The organism is Streptomyces sp. NPDC059008, assembly GCF_042749045.1.
GTDB lineage: Bacteria > Actinomycetota > Actinomycetes > Streptomycetales > Streptomycetaceae > Streptomyces.
In genome coordinates this window covers 73467-88365 of the sequence record NZ_JBHYJC010000007.1, presented here as the reverse complement: position 1 = coordinate 88365, position 14899 = coordinate 73467, and the positions used below count along the sequence as shown (strand labels likewise).

Genomic DNA, 14899 nt, shown 5'->3' with positions numbered 1-14899 from the left:
TCCTAGGCCGACAGGGCGCCGCTGCGCCGGTCGACGACGTACAGGGGAACCCTCAGCGGGTCCCGGTGGCGGGCGTTGCCGCGCACGTACCAGTGGTGCAGCCAGACCGTCGACGCCAGGCAGACGAAGGCCTGGTTCTCCTTGGTGCCGATCTGCTCGGGCGAGCTGTCGAAGACGCGGTCGGTGAACCGCCGCACGAAGCGCGCGTCGAGGACCCCGATCTCGTCGAGGGTGCCGGGGTCGGTCAGCAGCTCGCGGTAGTCCGGGCGGGAGCGGACGAACGCGGCGCTGTCCGGGGCGCGGTAGGGGAACTTCCCCTTCTTGACGATCCGTTCCGGCAGCACCTCGGCGTAGGCGCGCTTGAGCAGGTACTTCTCGTCGTAGGGGTCGCCGAACCGCAGGTTGACCGATGCGGCGCGACGGACCACGGCGGGGTCGAGGAAGGGGCAGCGGTTCTCCACGCCGTGGGCCAGCGCCATGCGCTCGCCCTGGGTCGAGAGCAGATAGCCGCTCAGCAGGGTGCGGAACTCCAGCCACTGGGCCTTCTGCACGGGGGTGAGCCGCGCGTAGCCGGGCTCGCCGGCCACGAGGTCCTCCAGGGCGGCGAAGGGGTCGCCGGCGTTCTTCAGCAGGCGTGCGGCGAAGCGGCCGTTCTGGAAGCGCATCTGGTGGGAGAAGAGGCCGGGCAGGGTCTCCTCGGTGAACTGCCGGTAGAGGCCGAGCATGCGGCGGTGGCCGTCCTCGCCGCTGAAGTGGCGCAGATACGGGTGGAGCTGCCCCATGCGGCGCAGGCGGGTGTCGTCGTCCAGCTCGTGCCAGGTCGACAGCAGCAGGGTGTCCTTGAAGACGCCGTAGCCCAGGAACGCCTCGTCGGCGCCCTCGCCGCTGAGCACCACCTTGATCCCTTCGCTCCGTACGTGGCGCGCCAGCAGGTACATGGGGACGAAGGCGGTGCGGAAGACGGGTACCTCGGCGTGCCGGACGGCCTCGGGGAAGGCGTTGACGACGTCCTCGTCGGTCACGCGCACGGTGGAGTGCCGCGTGCCCAGGTGCGCGGCCAGCGCGGCCTGTTCGGCCGACTCGTCGAACTCGCCGTCCTCGAACTCGATCGAGAACGTCCGCAGCGGGCGGCTGGTCCGCTGCGCGGCGAGGTGCGCGATGATCGAGGAGTCCAGGCCGCCGGAGGCGTAGACGCCGACCTCGACGTCGCTGCGCAGCCGCACGTCGACCGCGGCTTCGAGGTCGGCGCGGACGAGTTCGACGGCCTCCTGCTCGCTCTGCGGGGCCGGGCCCGCGGCCAGGTCGAGGGTGGCCCAGCGGCCGCGCCGGACCTCGTCGCCGCGCACGGACAGGTACTCGCCCATGGGGATCTGCTCGATCCCGTGGTAGCCGCTCTGGCCGGGCAGCGGGGTCCAGGTGGCGAAGACCGACGCCAGCTGCGCCTCGTCGAAGGCGAACCGGAAGTCCGGGTAGGCCAGGAAGGCCTTCATCTCGGAGGCGAACAGCCAGGCGCCGCGGTGCCGCGCCACGAACAGGGGCCGCTTGCCGAACCGGTCGCGCACCAGGTGCAGTTCGCCGGTGACGCTGTCGTAGAGGGCGAAGGCGAAGGCCCCGTTGAAGCGGGGCAGGCAGTCCGGCCCCCAGGCGACCCAGGCGGCCAGCACGACCTCGGTGTCGGACTCGGTGCGGAAGGCGAAGCCGCGGGCGGTCAGCTGCTCACGCAGCTCCCGGTAGTTGTACAGCTCGCCGTTGTAGCACAGCCAGTAGCGGCCGTCGGCGCTGCCGACCGGCTGCGAGCCGGTGGCCGGGTCGATGATGCTCAGCCGCACCGTGCCCATGGCCAGCCGGTCGTCGAGCAGGCAGCCCGCCTCGTCGGGGCCGCGGTGCTCGATCTGGGCGAGCATGCCGTGGATGAGTGTCTCGTACTCCTGCGGGGGCAGGGGGCTCTGGTAGAAGCCGGCTATGCCGCACATCGGGTCACCGGCTCCCGGCGGCCCGCGAGCGGGCGGCGTCGACGAAGGCGACGATGCCGGAGAGCGAGACCATGACGTTGCCGAGGATCTCGTCGCCGAGCGGCACCGCGTACTTCTCCTCGATGTGCCCCATCAGCGAGATGTAGCCGAACGAGTCGAGGATGCCCGCCTTGAACAGGTCGGTGTCCTCGGTGATGTCCGAGTCGAACTCGAACATGAACTGCTCTTCCATGTGCTTCTTGAGTTCCTGCTTCATGGCTGTCCGTCACCCTCGCGATGGTCGATTCGGGACGCGTGCCGGTGTCCGGCGCGCGTGAACTCATGCCTGCTGCGGCGGCGTCAGTCGGCCGCGAACCCGGCAGTGACGAGCCGGCCCAGCGCGGGCCACTGGGACCGGATGAAGAAGTGGCCGCCGGGGAACCGGTGTGTGGTCAGGGGCCGGGTGCTCTCCCGTTGCCAGCTCTCCAGGTCGGCCGCGGAGAAGTGCTCGTCCTCGCCGGTCATGGCGGTGACCGGCACCTCCAGCGGTGGGGCCTCCTGGTGCCGGTAGGCGCCCAGCGCGGTGAAGTCGGCCCGCATCACCGGCTCGTAGTAGGCCATCAGGTCGGGGTGCTCCCACAGCTCCTCCGGTATGCCGCCGAGCTGTCGGAGGTGCTCCCAGAAGGCGTCGGTCGACAGCTCCCAGGTGTGCCGCTCCCGGCTCGGGATCGCCGGTCCGCACTCCCCGGAGACGAACAGGTGGACCGGTGCCGGCCGCCGCTCGGCGCGCAGCCGGCGGCAGAGCAGGAACGCCAGCCGGGCGCCGAGGCTGTGGCCGTAGAGCGCGTACGGGGCGTCGAGCCGGTCCGGCAGCTGCCGGAGCAGGTCGTCGACGATCGCGTCGGGGTCCCGCAGCAGCGGCTCGGAGGCGCGCCGGCCCCGACCGGGGCGCTCCAGCGTCACGACGTCGACGTCCGGGCAGTACGCGGCGAGTCCGGCGTAGGCGCGCTCGTCGCCTCCGGCGTAGGCGATGCAGAACAGGCGTGGCCGCGGCCGCGGTGGGGGCGTCGGCCGGGCGGGGGTGGTGTCGATCTGCCGGACCATGCGGGTGAGGACTCCTTTCCCGCCCACCTCACGGCAGCGGTCGGCGCTCGTGCGCGCCAGCAGGTAGCGGACGCTGTCCAGCCACCGCACCGATCCGCTGATCTGCTCGCTCAGCGTCGTGGCGATGTCCTGGTCGGTGTACGGCCGCGCGGTGAGGTTGGCGATCACCGTGGTCCGCAGGGGCGCGAACCGGAAGCCTTTGAGGAAGGCGGCGAACTCGTCGCGGGCGGCGGCCATGAACCGCGAGTGGAAGGCGGCCGAGACCTTCAGCCGGGCGACCCGGGTCCCGCGTGCGTCGAGCGTCTTGTGCGCGCGCTCGATCTCGTCCAGGGCCCCGGACAGCACGGTCTGCACAGGGGTGTTGATGTTGGCGACGTCGAGCCTCGACAGGCCCTCCTCGGCCAGGAAGGCCCGCACCTCGTCCGCGTCCGGCCCCACGACGGCGAGCATCGCCCCGTCCGTGGCCCGGGCCATCAGCTCGCCCCGCTTGACGACGAGCTTCAGTCCGGTCTCGAAGTCGAAGGCCCCGGCGGCGTGCAGGGCGTTGTACTCCCCCAGGCTGTGGCCCAGCAGGTACCCGCCCTCGGGCTCGCCGCGCTCCAGCGAGTCCTGGTAGGCCAGGGCGCCTACGACGTAGAGCGCGGGCTGGGTGAAGCGCGTGTCGTCGAGCCGCCCGTCGGGGTCCGCGAGGCACAGCCGCGGGAGGTCGTAGCCGAGCACGTCGCAGGCGAGCGCGGTCCGTTCGGGGAACCGCTCGAAGAGACCGGCTCCCATGCCGCGGGTCTGGGAGCCCTGGCCGGGGAAGAGCACGGCGGGCGTTCCCTTTGCTGAAGCCCTCACGCCGGGCCCGCAGCACAGTGTTCGCGGGTGGTGGCAGGGCAGTCGTCCAGCGGGTTCATGGCCTCCCCGATCAGCGGTGTTCTCCGATGACGGGCATCCTGCGACACCCCCCTTGCAGGGGCCTGGTCAGGACGCTGGCGTATTCCTGCCGTCCGCTGTAGCGGTTTTCCGCCATCCTTGCCGGACTCCTGCAGAGACCTTGCCATTTGCTTACAGGCCGCCAAGATGATCTTGGAACACCCCGTTCGCTATGCAAGGCTCCCTTTTGGGAGGGCACCGGCCGCACGGCGCCACCCGCCTGTCAGCACGATCGCGCGTGCGAGAACGATTGGGACCGACATGCCTTCATCCCCCATACCGAACCCGGCCCCGACCACCCCGGCACCCGAGGCCGGGTCGCACGAGCCCCCCTTCCTGCTGAGTGTTCTGGGCCCCATGTCGGCGCGCCACGACGGCCACGACCTTCCCCTCGGCCCGCCACGCCGCAGAGCCCTGCTCGCCCTGCTCCTGATACGCCTGGGGCGCGTGGTCCCCACCGAGTTGCTCATCGAAGAGCTGTGGGGCGAGGAGCCGCCGCGTCAGGCCGTCGCCACGCTCCAGAGCCACGTATCCCACCTGCGCCGCGCACTGCAGCCGGCCGCCGGGCCCGACCGCCCCTCGGTGCTGCGCCACCGCGCGCCCGGCTACGTCCTGGAACTCGGCTCCGAACACATCGACGGCTGCCGCTTCGAGCGCCTGGTCGCCGAAGGGCGGCGACTGCTGGAGCAGCGCGACCCGCTCGCCGCGCGGGACCGGTTCGCGGCAGCCCTGTCGCTGTGGCGGGGCTCGCCCTTCGCGGAGTTCGACGGCCATCCCCCGCTCAGCGACGAGAGTTCGCGGCTCGAACACGTCCGGCTCACCGCCGTGGAGTCCTGCGCGGAGGCCCGGCTCGCCCTCGGGGAGGCCCAGGAGGTCGCCGCGGGCCTCGACCGCGAGGCACGTCGCCATCCGGCGCGAGAACGCCTGGTCGGCCATCTGATGACGGCCCTGTCCCGGCTCGGTCGGCAGGCCGAGGCGCTCGAAGTGTACGAACGGACCCGCGCCCATCTGAACGAGGAGTTCGGGGTGGGCACGGCCGCCGAACTCCGCCGGGTCAGGACCGCGATCCTGCGCCAGGAGCCGGGGACCGGCGGGCCCACCGCGTCACCACGCGCCGGTCGCCCCGATACCGCCGGGACGGTGTCGGTGGCTGCGGCGACCACGGCCACGAAGGCGGACGGCGGCGAAGCCGCGCGCGGGGCCGAGGCGCACCCACCCGTCCGCGCGGCGCGGGAGCCGCAACGACCGGCAGACAACGAGACGTCCGGTAGGCGCGGCAGCACGGCGGCGGCCCCGGGCGGGCCCTTCCCGGCACCAGCGGCCGCGCGCAAGGAAGGCCTCCCGAACGACGCCGGGACCGAGACCAGGACCGCGGCACGGCAAGGGGTCGGCGACGGCGCCGCCACCGACGGCTCGGCGCCGACGCGCGCCACCACCGGCTCCGCGCACCCGCACCGGCCGGCGACGACCGCCGCGGACTCACCGCCGGCCACCGAGAACGCACCCGCGGGCGCACCGGACGCACGGGCCCCGGAGAACGGCGCGAGCGGGGAGGCCGCGGGGGCGATGTCCGACGGGCCGCGCACCCAGTCGCCGTTCACCGGCCGCAACGAGGAGTTAGAGCGTCTGACGGCCGCGGCGGAGTCCGCGGTCGCCGGCCACGGCCATGTCGCGGGCGTCCTCGGCCCCGCCGGTGTCGGCAAGACCCGGCTCCTCCTAGAACTCGTCCCCCGGCTGGAAGCGGCCGGCGCCGCCCAGGCCGGCACCGACCAGGACGGTGCGGACCTGGAGGTGATCTGGAGCCACTGCTTCCTGGACGAGGGCGTACCGCCCTACTGGCTGTGGACCCAGATCCTCAGGCGGCTGTCCACGACCCGCCCGGAGGCCTTCCGCGAGGCGGCGAAGCCGTTCGGCGCCCTGCTCGCCCCGCTGATGCCCGAGCGCGCGTCCCGGCCCGGTGGACCGGCCCCCGAATCCGACTGGGGCCAGGCCCGGTTCCTCACCCACGACGCGGTCTGCGAGGTCCTGCTCGCCCTCGCCGCCCAGCGCCCGCTGGTCCTGCTCCTGGAGGACCTCCACTGGGCCGACACCGCCTCGCTGGACCTGCTCAGACTGCTGAGCAGCCGCAGCCAGGGCCATCCGATCGGCATCGTCCTGACCGCCCGCGAGTACGAGGTCGAGTCCGACGCGATGCTGCGCCGGATGCTCTCCGAGGTGCTGCGCGGCCCCAGGACCGAGACCCTGCGGCTGGGCGGCCTGTCCCGGCACGCCGTCGCCGCCCTCGTCGTCGCCCAGGCCGGCCCCGGGGTCGACGCGGAGGTCGTCGAGGTGCTGCACCGGCGCAGCGAGGGCAACCCGTACTTCGTCATGCAACTCCTCTCCCTCCTCGGTGACGCGCGTAGCCTGCGCCGGCCCGACGCGGTGGACGTGCTGCTGACCCGCGTCCCCACGGGCGTCCGCGAGGCCCTGCACCAGCGGTTCGCCGCACTGCCCGAGACGGTGCTGTGCGTGCTGCGGCTGTGCGCCGTCATCGGCACCGAGATCGACACCGATCTGCTGGACCTAACCGCCACCGAGAACGAACCGGTCACCGAGGCCCTGGAGTCGGCGATCCGCGCCGGGCTGCTCGGCGAGGACCCCCACCACCCGGAACGGCTGCACTTCACCCACGCCCTGGTCCAGGAGACGCTCATCGACGAGCTCACCCGCGAGGACCGCCAGCGCCTGCACGCGAGGGTCGCCGGGGGGATCACCACCCGCAGGCTCGGACGGGTGGCGGACGAGGAGATCGAGCGGGTCGCCCACCACGCCTGGCACGCCAAGGGCGCCATGCCGACTGCCGAAACGCTTCCCCTGCTGCTGCGCGCCGCCGAGCAGGCCGAGCAGCAACTCGCCTACGAACAGGTGGAGACCTGGCTGCGCCGCGCGGTGCACCTGGTCGGCCTGCTGCCGCCCGACGATCCCTCGGCCGCGTCCCTGGACCAGCGGCTGCACATCCAGCTCGGCCAGGTGCTGGCCACCACCCGGGGCTACGGCCACGCCGAGGCCGAGACGGCGCTCGCCCGCGGACGGGCCCTCAACTCGGTCACCCACTCCCCCGAAGACCCGTCGGTGCTCTGGGCCCTGTGCGCGTCGGACCTCGTCACTGGCCGCTACGACACCTCGCGCCGGTACTCCGGCCTGCTGCGGGAGCTCGCCGACCGGGACGGCCAGCCCGTGGCGGTGCTCGGCGCGGCCTACGGCGAGGGCATCGTCCTCCACGTCCGCGGCCAACTGCGGCAGGCGCTCGCCGAGCTGGAGCACGGCGTCGCCATGGCGGACGGCTACGCCCGCGAGGGCCACTCCCTGGCCCGCACCTTCCAGCACGACCCGCGCGTCTCCTGCCGCTCCTACAACACCTTCACCCACTGGCTCATGGGCGACCGGGAGACCGCCACGGCACGCCGCCGCGAACTGCTGCGCCTCACCGAGGACGACAGCCGGCCCTCCGACCGCTCCTTCGCCCTCTACGTGGACGCGGTCGTGGCGGCCTGGGAAGGCGATGCCGAGACGGCCCGCTCCTCCGGCGCCGAGGGAGTCCGGGTGGCGGACGAGCACGGCCTGATCTACTGGAAGGCGATGCTCGGCATGCTGGAGGGCTGGGGCCTGACCTGCTCCGGACGGGAGGACGGCCTCGCCCTGATGCACTCCGCCCTCGCCGAACTCCGCAACTCCAGAACCCACTTGCGCCGCCCCCTCCACCTGGGCCTCCTCGGCCAGGCCCAGCACCGGGCCGGACGGACGGAGGACGCGAAGACCACCTTCCATGCCCTCCTGGCAGCCATCGGCCGCCGCGGCGAACACGTCTACCTCCACCCGGAACTCCCCGCCACCCGCCTCCTCCACGACCTCCTGGGCCGCGGCGCGGCGGAGGCGGTGGCAGCGGGGTGAGCGACGGGCCTCGCCGCCCGCGCGGGAACTGGGGCGGCCCGCTCCGTCGTCGTCACAAGCATGATCGAAAACTTCGGATCCGGGTCCCTCCGCTCGCTCCCACTCGACGAACTGATCGCGGCCTGGGGCGGCGTAGGCCCCCACTCCGAGCGCGCCGAGGCGGACCCGCTCGTCGTGGACTGCGCGCGCCGGCTGGCCGCCGACCCCGGTGGGGAGCGGGCGCCGCTGTGGACGTTCGGGCTGGTGACGATGGCGTCCTACGTAGCGTGGCGGCCCGGGGAAGGGGTGGCGAGCCGCGTCGTGGAGGCGCTGCTCGCCGCCGACCGTGCGCTCGGCGGGCGCGGCTGCGCGCATGAGGCACACCCCTTCCGGGCCGCACTGGAGCGCATCGACGACGACGGGGTCGATGTCCTGGTGCCGCAACTCCGCGACTTCCCGGCCCACGGAAGGGAAGAGACGGGCGACGCCGGGCACGACGACGCCTCGTGGTGCCCGACGAACGTCGCGGCCTGCGCACGGATCACCGCCGATGTCCTGACCCCCTTCAGCACGGCGGACACGGCGGACACGGCGGGCACGAGGGGAACGACGACCATCCCGTCCGTCATCCCGCGCCGGGATTCCGACGCCCTCAGGTGGCTCTCCTCCACGCTCTGCGACCATCCCTACGGGGACCCCGCGCTGGACCTGTCCCGCCTGGCGCTCTCGCTGCCCGACCACCCGTCCAAGGGCGTCCAGGCCGGCTATGTCGCGGCCATGCACGCCAGTCAGTGGTATGCGGTCTCGGGTCGCATCACCGACCCCGAAGCCCTCGACGACATGATCGAGGGGCTGGAGAAGGTACTCGCCCAGCTCGCGGGCAGCACCTGCGCCCACACCCCCGCCGAGCACCCCGAGCCGCACTCCGACCCCGCCGGTGCGGCGCGGTTCGGCTTCTACCTGCGCAGCCCCGGAGGACGCGCGAAACTGGCCGAGAACACTCGCCGCCGCGGCGACCTCCAAGGCTGGCTGTGTCCCGCCTTCCTGCACTCCCTCGCCGACGAGGCCCTGGACGAACTGCGGGAGGGGCATGCGGAGTTGTTCGCCCCGCGGGAGACGGACCACCTCGACGAGGAGTTCCTGGGCGCGGACGGACGTCTCGCCCTCGACCGACTGGCCCGCTTGCTGGACGACGAGGACCCCTCCCTCGACGTGGACGACCTCGCGGTGTGGGCGGCCCGCCGCTACCTGGGCGACGCGACCGCCGATCCGCGGGAACGGGCCGTACTGCTGCTGGTGATGCTGTGGTACGCGGAAGACCCCTACGAGATCCCCTACAACGCGGGGACGGAACTGCGCGACGCCCTGCGCGCCGTGGACACCTCGCCGCTCGACGCCGAGTGCCCGCACGGCGGGACCCACCCCGACACCGGCGACCGGCTGCCGTCCCTCCTCGACCACCTGCACGCACCAGGCGAGTGCCCCGCGCCCGACGACGGCCTCACCCCCGACGTCTGGCTGTGCCCGCACCACCTCGCCGAGCGAACCCAGGAGGCGCTGGAGGAACTGGCCGGCGTGCTGGACGAGGACGAGTAGCGCCCTGCCGCGCACGGCGGCCCGTAAGGCGGGGCCGCCGCCGGCGCGGGGCGTCCGTCGGCGGCGGCCTTCCGGGCCAGGCACTTCTCGCGGTCCCGACGATCCGGGTTATCCGAACTGGCCGGGCTGGTAGTCGCCGGCGGGCTGCTGGACGATGACGTTCATCCGGTTGTAGGCGTTGATGAGGCCGATCAGGGCGACCAGCGCCATGAGCTGCTCCTCGTCGTAGTGCTTGGCGGCGTTCGCCCAGGCCTCGTCCGTCACCCCACCGGCCGCGTCGGCGAGGCGGGTGCCCTGCTCCGCCAGCTCCAGCGCCGCGCGCTCGGCCTCGGTGAAGACCGTGGCCTCCCGCCACGCCGCGACCAGGTTGAGGCGCGTCGAGGTCTCACCGGCGGCGGCCGCTTCCTTGGTGTGCATGTCGAGGCAGAACCCGCAGCCGTTGATCTGGCTCGCGCGGATCTTCACCAGTTCCTGCGTCGCGGCCGGCAGTGCCGAGTCCGAGAGCACCTTGCCCGCCGCACCGAAGTGCTTGATCAGCTTTCCCGCGGCCGGGCTGGCGAAGAGGTTCAGACGGGCTTCCATGGTGTGCTCCTTGGCCGTTGTCGTTGGCTACACCCCTATGACGGAGCCGCCCGGCAGGATGTGACACGAAGGAGTGTGACGCGCGCCACCTCCACTCTTCGTCACGCTCAGGAGGCGCGCGCTCACGCAGCACCATGAGCGCCGGATCAGATCTCGGGGAAGGTGTCGGGCACGCCGAGCGTCCCCGCGACGGCCCGCCAGACGGCCGCCTGGGCGGCGGCGAGGTCGATCCGGGGATCGTCCAGCATCAGCCGGATGCCGAACCCGTCGCCGAGCGCCAGCAGCAGCGTGCTGACCTCGTCGACATCGCAGTCGGTGAACTCGCCCGCGTCGATCCCCCGGCGGATCACCTGACTCAACCAGGTGTGCAGCTGGTCGTAGAGGTCGACGGCGAGCCTCTGCGCGGTCTCGTCGCGCAGGGCCCGCACCCACAGCTCCTGCCACAGCCGCCAGTCCTGCCGCAGCTCCGGGCCCGTGGGCAGCATGTGGTGCAGGATGCGGGCCAGGATCACGGAGGCGGGGACGGTGTCGGCGTCCCGTTCGAGTGCGGTGCCGGTCTGCCCGAAGGAGTGGGTCATCGCCTCGGCGAACAGCCGCTCCCGGCTTTCGAAGTGGTAGTGCAGCAGGGCCGTGGACACCCCGGCGTGCTCCGCGACCATGCGCATACGGATCTTCTCGAAGCCGACCTCGGCGATCACTTCGCACGCAGCGGCGAGGATCCGCTCCCTGGTCTCGGCAGCCCGTTCGGCCTTGGCCACGTGCATGCTCCCCGGGTCGTCTTGGTGTGCGGGACCGGCGCGGCGGGACCCGTCCCGTTCCATCTTCGCGCATCTGCTCATCCGTACGGCGCCCTACCGGTGGCGGTGGAATCCCCGGCCCGACCTACGGCCGAGCGCGCACCGGCCCGCAGATGTCAGTGCCCCGTGCTAACCATGCTCATGTGACGGATCCGACCTACCCCGAACTCCTGCAGGCCCTCGACGAATTCATCGGCGGCACCGACACCGGCCTCGCTCAGCACATCACCGGCCTCTACGACCTCCTCGCTCCGCTCCTCGACCACATCGAGCGTGCGGACAGGGACTTCAGCGACGAGCCCGTGCTGTCGAATCCGGAAGCGGTGGGCGGGCTGCGCCGGGCGGCCGCCGGGGAAACGGTGGACGCCGATGCGGTCCACGACCATCTGACCGCGCTGGGGCTGGCCTACTCCGAGGACCAGGATCCGGACTTCCACGTGATATCCCAGTCGGCCTACGCGGCGGCGGCCTGGCTGAGCCTGCTGACGGGGCGGAAACTGCGTACCGACGCCCCTCTGGAGGACGGCGAGGACCTGCTCCCGCGGTTCGCCCCCTCGACGTTCACGCAGATCACCGACCTTCTGGCGTGGACTCGGTCGGACCAGGTGTACATCTTCTGGGAGGACGCCGCCGCCGACCCCGACCTGGGCGATCTCTCGGCCGCGACCCGCGAACTCAGGGAGATGTACCGGCAGATCACCGCCTGACGGACACACCGCGCGACGGGGTTCCGGCCGGCGCTCATTTCGCCCAGCGGGGAGAGAACACCACATGGATGTGTTCCCGGTCGTGCGCCTGCGGATTCTTCCAGGTGTACAGGCCCCGGCAGAGGTGGTAGTTGCAGCCCGGCCCCGGTATGTACAGCTCGGTCGCGGCGGCGGGCGGACCCTCCTTCGTCACGGCGAAGACGTGCCGGGCCGACTCTCTGAACGCCCTCGTGGTGCCGGTCAGGAACAGCGTCTCGGCATGGACGTGTGGGCGCAGCAGGTCCCGGTCCCGCTGCCCGCCCAGGCGTGCGTCGTCGACCTCCTGGTCGGACAGCACATCGCTCTCCGGCACGCCGGCGGTCCGTAGCTCGCGGGGAGCGTTTCCCGCGGTGATGCGTTCGCGCAGCCGCTTCCAGCGGGACGGCCGGAACTGCAACGATCGGTGGGCCAGCACGAGATCGAGCGGCTTCTCGTCCCTCCAGCCGATTCCGGGCACGGTCGGGGTGGCGCGCATCGGCAGATGGATCAGCGACCGCGGGGAGCGCGCCGCGAGCAGCCACAGGGTGCCGATGCGCCGACCGTCCACCCGGTCCACGTACATCTCGTATCGGTGGTCGGTCTCGTAGAGCGCCCCGTTGTGCAGCGGTGTCGCCGGGCGGATCACCCGGAATTCCTCACTCCCCAGCCGCACCCGCTGCACGGCGATCTTCACCCTCAAGCCGTCCCGACCGATCGCGACCATCGACGCCGTCACCCTTCTGCCCCTGCTTCTCGCACCGTTGTCACACGCCATCCTTCCGGTCCACCCCGCTTCTCGGCAGGTGCCGCAGGGTGAAGACACCGAGTGCGGCGTGGAGGATGCTTGCGACGGCGGCGGCGATGTGCAGACCGGTGACGAAGGCCGCCTTCGCATCGCCGATGACCGCGGCCGTGAGGCCGGGTGCCTGCAGGGTTTCGTTCAGGGTGCCGGCGATGCCGGGTCCTTGGAGGCGGAAGACCAGGGCGGCCAGTGAGCCGAGGAGTGCGATGCCGAGGGCGTTGCCGATCTCGTTGCCGGTCTCGGCGATGGCTGCCGCGGACCCGGCGCGCTCCGCGGGAACCGCGGCCACGGCGGTATCGGCGACGACGCTGAAGGAGATGCCGTAGCCGAGGCCGGCGACGACGGTGGCGGCCACGTACCAGCCGATACCGCTGGAGACGCCGGTGACCAGCAGCAGGAGCAGACCCGCGGCGATGAGGAGGTGGCAGCCGAGGAGCGCTGTCCGGGTACCGGTACGCGCGACCACTGCCGGTGTGACGATGCAGGTGACGGTCAGCACAGCCGCGCCCGGGAGCGCGACGAGAGCCGCGTGCAGGACCGTCAGTCCAAGGACGGACTGGAGGTAGATGCCGCCGAGGTAGGCCGTCGCCGACCACGCGGCCAGCGGCAGCAGCCCGGTGACGGCCGCGATCGTGAACACCCGGTCGCGGAAGAGAGCGAAGTCGATCAGCGGGTGGTCGAGGCGGAGTTGCCGCCGCGCGAACCACCCCAGGGCGACGATGCCGGCGATCCCGGTGGCTGCCGGGGTCGCGGTCAGCCCCTCCGCGGCAACGCGCTTGATCGCGTGGACGGTGAGCAGGATGCCCGCGGCGGAGAGCACCACGCTCAGGACGTCGATGCGCCCGGCCCGGGTGGCGCGTACCTCGCGCAGCAGGACCGGGGCCAGGACCAGGAAGAGCACGACGACGGGGAGATTGATCAGGAAGACCGACCCCCACCACAGGCTGCTCAGCAGCTGTCCGCCGACGACCGGGCCGATCGCGAAGCCGGCGGCGAAGGTGGCCGCGAAGATCCCGATCGCTCTCGCCCGCCGGCGCGGGTCGGGGAACAGTTCGCCGAGCACCGCCAGCGCCGACGGCAGCAGCGTGGCACCGGCCACCCCCATCAACGCCCGGAAGACGATCAGCAGTTCCGGCCCGGGGGCGAACGCCGCTCCCGCCGAGGCCGCACCGAACACCGCCGTGCCGGTGACCAGAAGCCTCAACCGCCCGTACCGGTCGCCGATGTTGCCGAACGCGATGAGCAGGGACCCGACGGCGAATCCGTAGACGTCCAGGATCCACAACGCCTGATCGGCGCTCGGCGACAGCGCCTGGGAGATCTCGGCCATCGCCAGGAAGAGGACCGAACCGTCCATCGCGACCAGCAGTACCGGGCCGAGTACCACCAGCAGACCGAGCCACGCCCGCAGGCCGGGTGAGGGGGAGACACGCTGTGCATTCATGCCTCCGACGGTGCGCTGCCGTCCGCCCGGCAACCATCCCCGCGCCATGGGTACACCTCACAGGGACACCCGGACCCGGACCGCGGCGCCTACGCTCGACGTCATGGAACTGGAGCGCCTCGGGGCCTATCTCAAGACCCGCCGCCACCGGGTCACGCCGGCCGACGTCGGCCTGCGCACCTACGGCACCGCCCGCCGGGTACCGGGCCTGCGCCGCGAGGAGCTCGCCCAGCTCGCCGGTGTGAGCGTCGGCTACTACACGCGGCTGGAGCAGGGCCAGGCCGGTACCGCCTCCCGACAGGTCCTCAACGCCCTCGCCGACGTGCTCCGGCTCGATCCGACCGAGACGGCCCACCTGCACAACCTCGCCCGTCAGCCCACCACCTCACGCCTGGTCCGCCCCCGCCCGGAAAGGCCGCATCAACGGGTGCTCTCGCTGCTGGCGTCCCTGGGGGACAGCACGCCGGCCGTCGTGCTCGGCCGCCGCGGCGACGTGCTGGCCTGGAACCGCACCGGACATGCCCTCGTCGCCGAGCACGTCGACTTCACGGCGCCCCACGAACCCGCGCGACGGCCGTCCGTCCCCCGGATGTTCTTCCTCGACCCCCTCACCCAAGACCTGCACCGGAACTGGGGCGAACTCGCCCGCATCCATGTGGCCTACCTGCGGCTCACCGCGGGCCGGTACCCCACTGACGCCCGGCTGGCCGAACTGATCGGCGAACTCGCCATGCGCAGCCGGGACTTCGCCGGCCTGTGGGCCGAGGGCGATGTCGCGGACTGCACCGTCGGCGCCATGCACCTGCGGCATCCGACCGTCGGCGACGTCGACGTCGACTACCAGGTGTGGCTCCAGCCCGACAGCCCCGACCACCGGCTGGAGGTCTACACCCCCCACGACACCGCCTCGGCGGACGCGCTGCGCCTGTTGTCCGACCAGGTCGCCGCGAAGCCTCATGCCTGGTCCCCTGGCGCCGGGACCGCGGCGACGCCGGCCCGGTAAGGTAGCGCTCTTCGGGCGGCTTGGCGCTCCCGGAGTCCTAGAGGCGACCGCAGATGAATCTCCGCCC

Annotated in this window: 11 protein-coding genes; 4 read left to right on the top strand and 7 right to left on the bottom strand. The window is 72.3% G+C overall.

Annotated elements, in window-relative coordinates; all coding sequences use genetic code 11:
• Nucleotides 1-2 precede the first annotated feature (2 nt).
• The 3 genes from asnB to fabD all read right to left on the bottom strand — a co-directional run bounded on the left by asnB (nucleotide 3) and on the right by fabD (nucleotide 3866).
• Entirely contained in the window at nucleotides 3-1973 is a 1971-nt protein-coding gene (gene asnB, locus ACFWZH_RS11975; protein WP_384428345.1) for an asparagine synthase (glutamine-hydrolyzing), read from the bottom strand.
• A gap of 4 nt (nucleotides 1974-1977) precedes the next feature.
• Nucleotides 1978-2229, bottom strand: a complete 252-nt coding sequence (locus ACFWZH_RS11970) for an acyl carrier protein (RefSeq protein ID WP_384428343.1) — start codon at nucleotides 2227-2229, stop codon at nucleotides 1978-1980.
• An 83-nt stretch (nucleotides 2230-2312) separates the two neighbouring features.
• Nucleotides 2313-3866: an ACP S-malonyltransferase gene (gene fabD, locus ACFWZH_RS11965; protein ID WP_384428341.1), complete on the bottom strand. Its 1554-nt coding sequence runs from the start codon at nucleotides 3864-3866 to the stop codon at nucleotides 2313-2315.
• Nucleotides 3867-4331: 465 nt separating this feature from the next.
• On the opposite strand from fabD, the gene ACFWZH_RS11960 reads away from it, so the two are divergent.
• Both ACFWZH_RS11960 and ACFWZH_RS11955 read left to right on the top strand, forming a co-directional pair.
• The gene (locus ACFWZH_RS11960) at nucleotides 4332-7904 is read left to right on the top strand and encodes a BTAD domain-containing putative transcriptional regulator (RefSeq protein WP_384428339.1); all 3573 of its coding nucleotides are present in this window, start codon (nucleotides 4332-4334) and stop codon (nucleotides 7902-7904) included.
• 60 nt (nucleotides 7905-7964) lie between these two features.
• Nucleotides 7965-9479, top strand: a complete 1515-nt coding sequence (locus ACFWZH_RS11955; RefSeq protein ID WP_384428337.1) for a hypothetical protein — start codon at nucleotides 7965-7967, stop codon at nucleotides 9477-9479.
• A gap of 108 nt (nucleotides 9480-9587) precedes the next feature.
• Here ACFWZH_RS11955 and ACFWZH_RS11950 read toward each other — a convergent pair whose 3' ends face one another.
• Together ACFWZH_RS11950 and ACFWZH_RS11945 are read right to left on the bottom strand one after the other, a co-directional pair.
• Complete coding sequence (locus tag ACFWZH_RS11950; protein WP_384428336.1) at nucleotides 9588-10061, bottom strand: carboxymuconolactone decarboxylase family protein; 474 nt, start codon at nucleotides 10059-10061, stop codon at nucleotides 9588-9590.
• Nucleotides 10062-10207: 146 nt separating this feature from the next.
• Entirely contained in the window at nucleotides 10208-10825 is a 618-nt protein-coding gene (locus tag ACFWZH_RS11945) for a TetR/AcrR family transcriptional regulator (RefSeq protein ID WP_384428334.1), read from the bottom strand.
• Nucleotides 10826-11001: 176 nt separating this feature from the next.
• On the opposite strand from ACFWZH_RS11945, the gene ACFWZH_RS11940 reads away from it, so the two are divergent.
• Nucleotides 11002-11565: a hypothetical protein gene (locus tag ACFWZH_RS11940; protein WP_384428332.1), complete on the top strand. Its 564-nt coding sequence runs from the start codon at nucleotides 11002-11004 to the stop codon at nucleotides 11563-11565.
• Between the two features lie 34 nt (nucleotides 11566-11599).
• Here ACFWZH_RS11940 and ACFWZH_RS11935 read toward each other — a convergent pair whose 3' ends face one another.
• Both ACFWZH_RS11935 and ACFWZH_RS11930 read right to left on the bottom strand, forming a co-directional pair.
• A complete protein-coding gene (locus tag ACFWZH_RS11935) occupies nucleotides 11600-12307 on the bottom strand; it encodes a hypothetical protein (RefSeq protein WP_384428331.1) in 708 nt (235 codons plus the stop codon).
• A gap of 40 nt (nucleotides 12308-12347) precedes the next feature.
• Nucleotides 12348-13829 (bottom strand): MFS transporter, encoded by a 1482-nt coding sequence (locus tag ACFWZH_RS11930; protein ID WP_384428330.1) that lies wholly within the window; start codon nucleotides 13827-13829, stop codon nucleotides 12348-12350.
• A 103-nt stretch (nucleotides 13830-13932) separates the two neighbouring features.
• Between ACFWZH_RS11930 and ACFWZH_RS11925 the strand changes: the two genes are divergently transcribed.
• On the top strand, nucleotides 13933-14832 hold the full coding sequence (locus ACFWZH_RS11925; RefSeq protein WP_384428328.1) for a helix-turn-helix transcriptional regulator: 900 nt from the start codon (nucleotides 13933-13935) through the stop codon (nucleotides 14830-14832).
• Nucleotides 14833-14899 lie beyond the last annotated feature (67 nt).

What these genes read in the sequence shown, in the direction of transcription:
- asnB (WP_384428345.1), bottom strand. Translation starts at nt 1,973, where the DNA reads ATGTGCGGCATAGCCGGCTTCTACCAGAGCCCCCTGCCCCCGCAGGAG.
- ACFWZH_RS11950 (WP_384428336.1), bottom strand. Translation starts at nt 10,061, where the DNA reads ATGGAAGCCCGTCTGAACCTCTTCGCCAGCCCGGCCGCGGGAAAGCTG.
- ACFWZH_RS11935 (WP_384428331.1), bottom strand. Translation starts at nt 12,307, where the DNA reads ATGGTCGCGATCGGTCGGGACGGCTTGAGGGTGAAGATCGCCGTGCAG.
- ACFWZH_RS11930 (WP_384428330.1), bottom strand. Translation starts at nt 13,829, where the DNA reads ATGAATGCACAGCGTGTCTCCCCCTCACCCGGCCTGCGGGCGTGGCTC.
- ACFWZH_RS11955 (WP_384428337.1), top strand. Translation starts at nt 7,965, where the DNA reads ATGATCGAAAACTTCGGATCCGGGTCCCTCCGCTCGCTCCCACTCGAC.
- ACFWZH_RS11945 (WP_384428334.1), bottom strand. Translation starts at nt 10,825, where the DNA reads ATGCACGTGGCCAAGGCCGAACGGGCTGCCGAGACCAGGGAGCGGATC.
- ACFWZH_RS11960 (WP_384428339.1), top strand. Translation starts at nt 4,332, where the DNA reads ATGTCGGCGCGCCACGACGGCCACGACCTTCCCCTCGGCCCGCCACGC.
- ACFWZH_RS11925 (WP_384428328.1), top strand. Translation starts at nt 13,933, where the DNA reads ATGGAACTGGAGCGCCTCGGGGCCTATCTCAAGACCCGCCGCCACCGG.
- ACFWZH_RS11970 (WP_384428343.1), bottom strand. Translation starts at nt 2,229, where the DNA reads ATGAAGCAGGAACTCAAGAAGCACATGGAAGAGCAGTTCATGTTCGAG.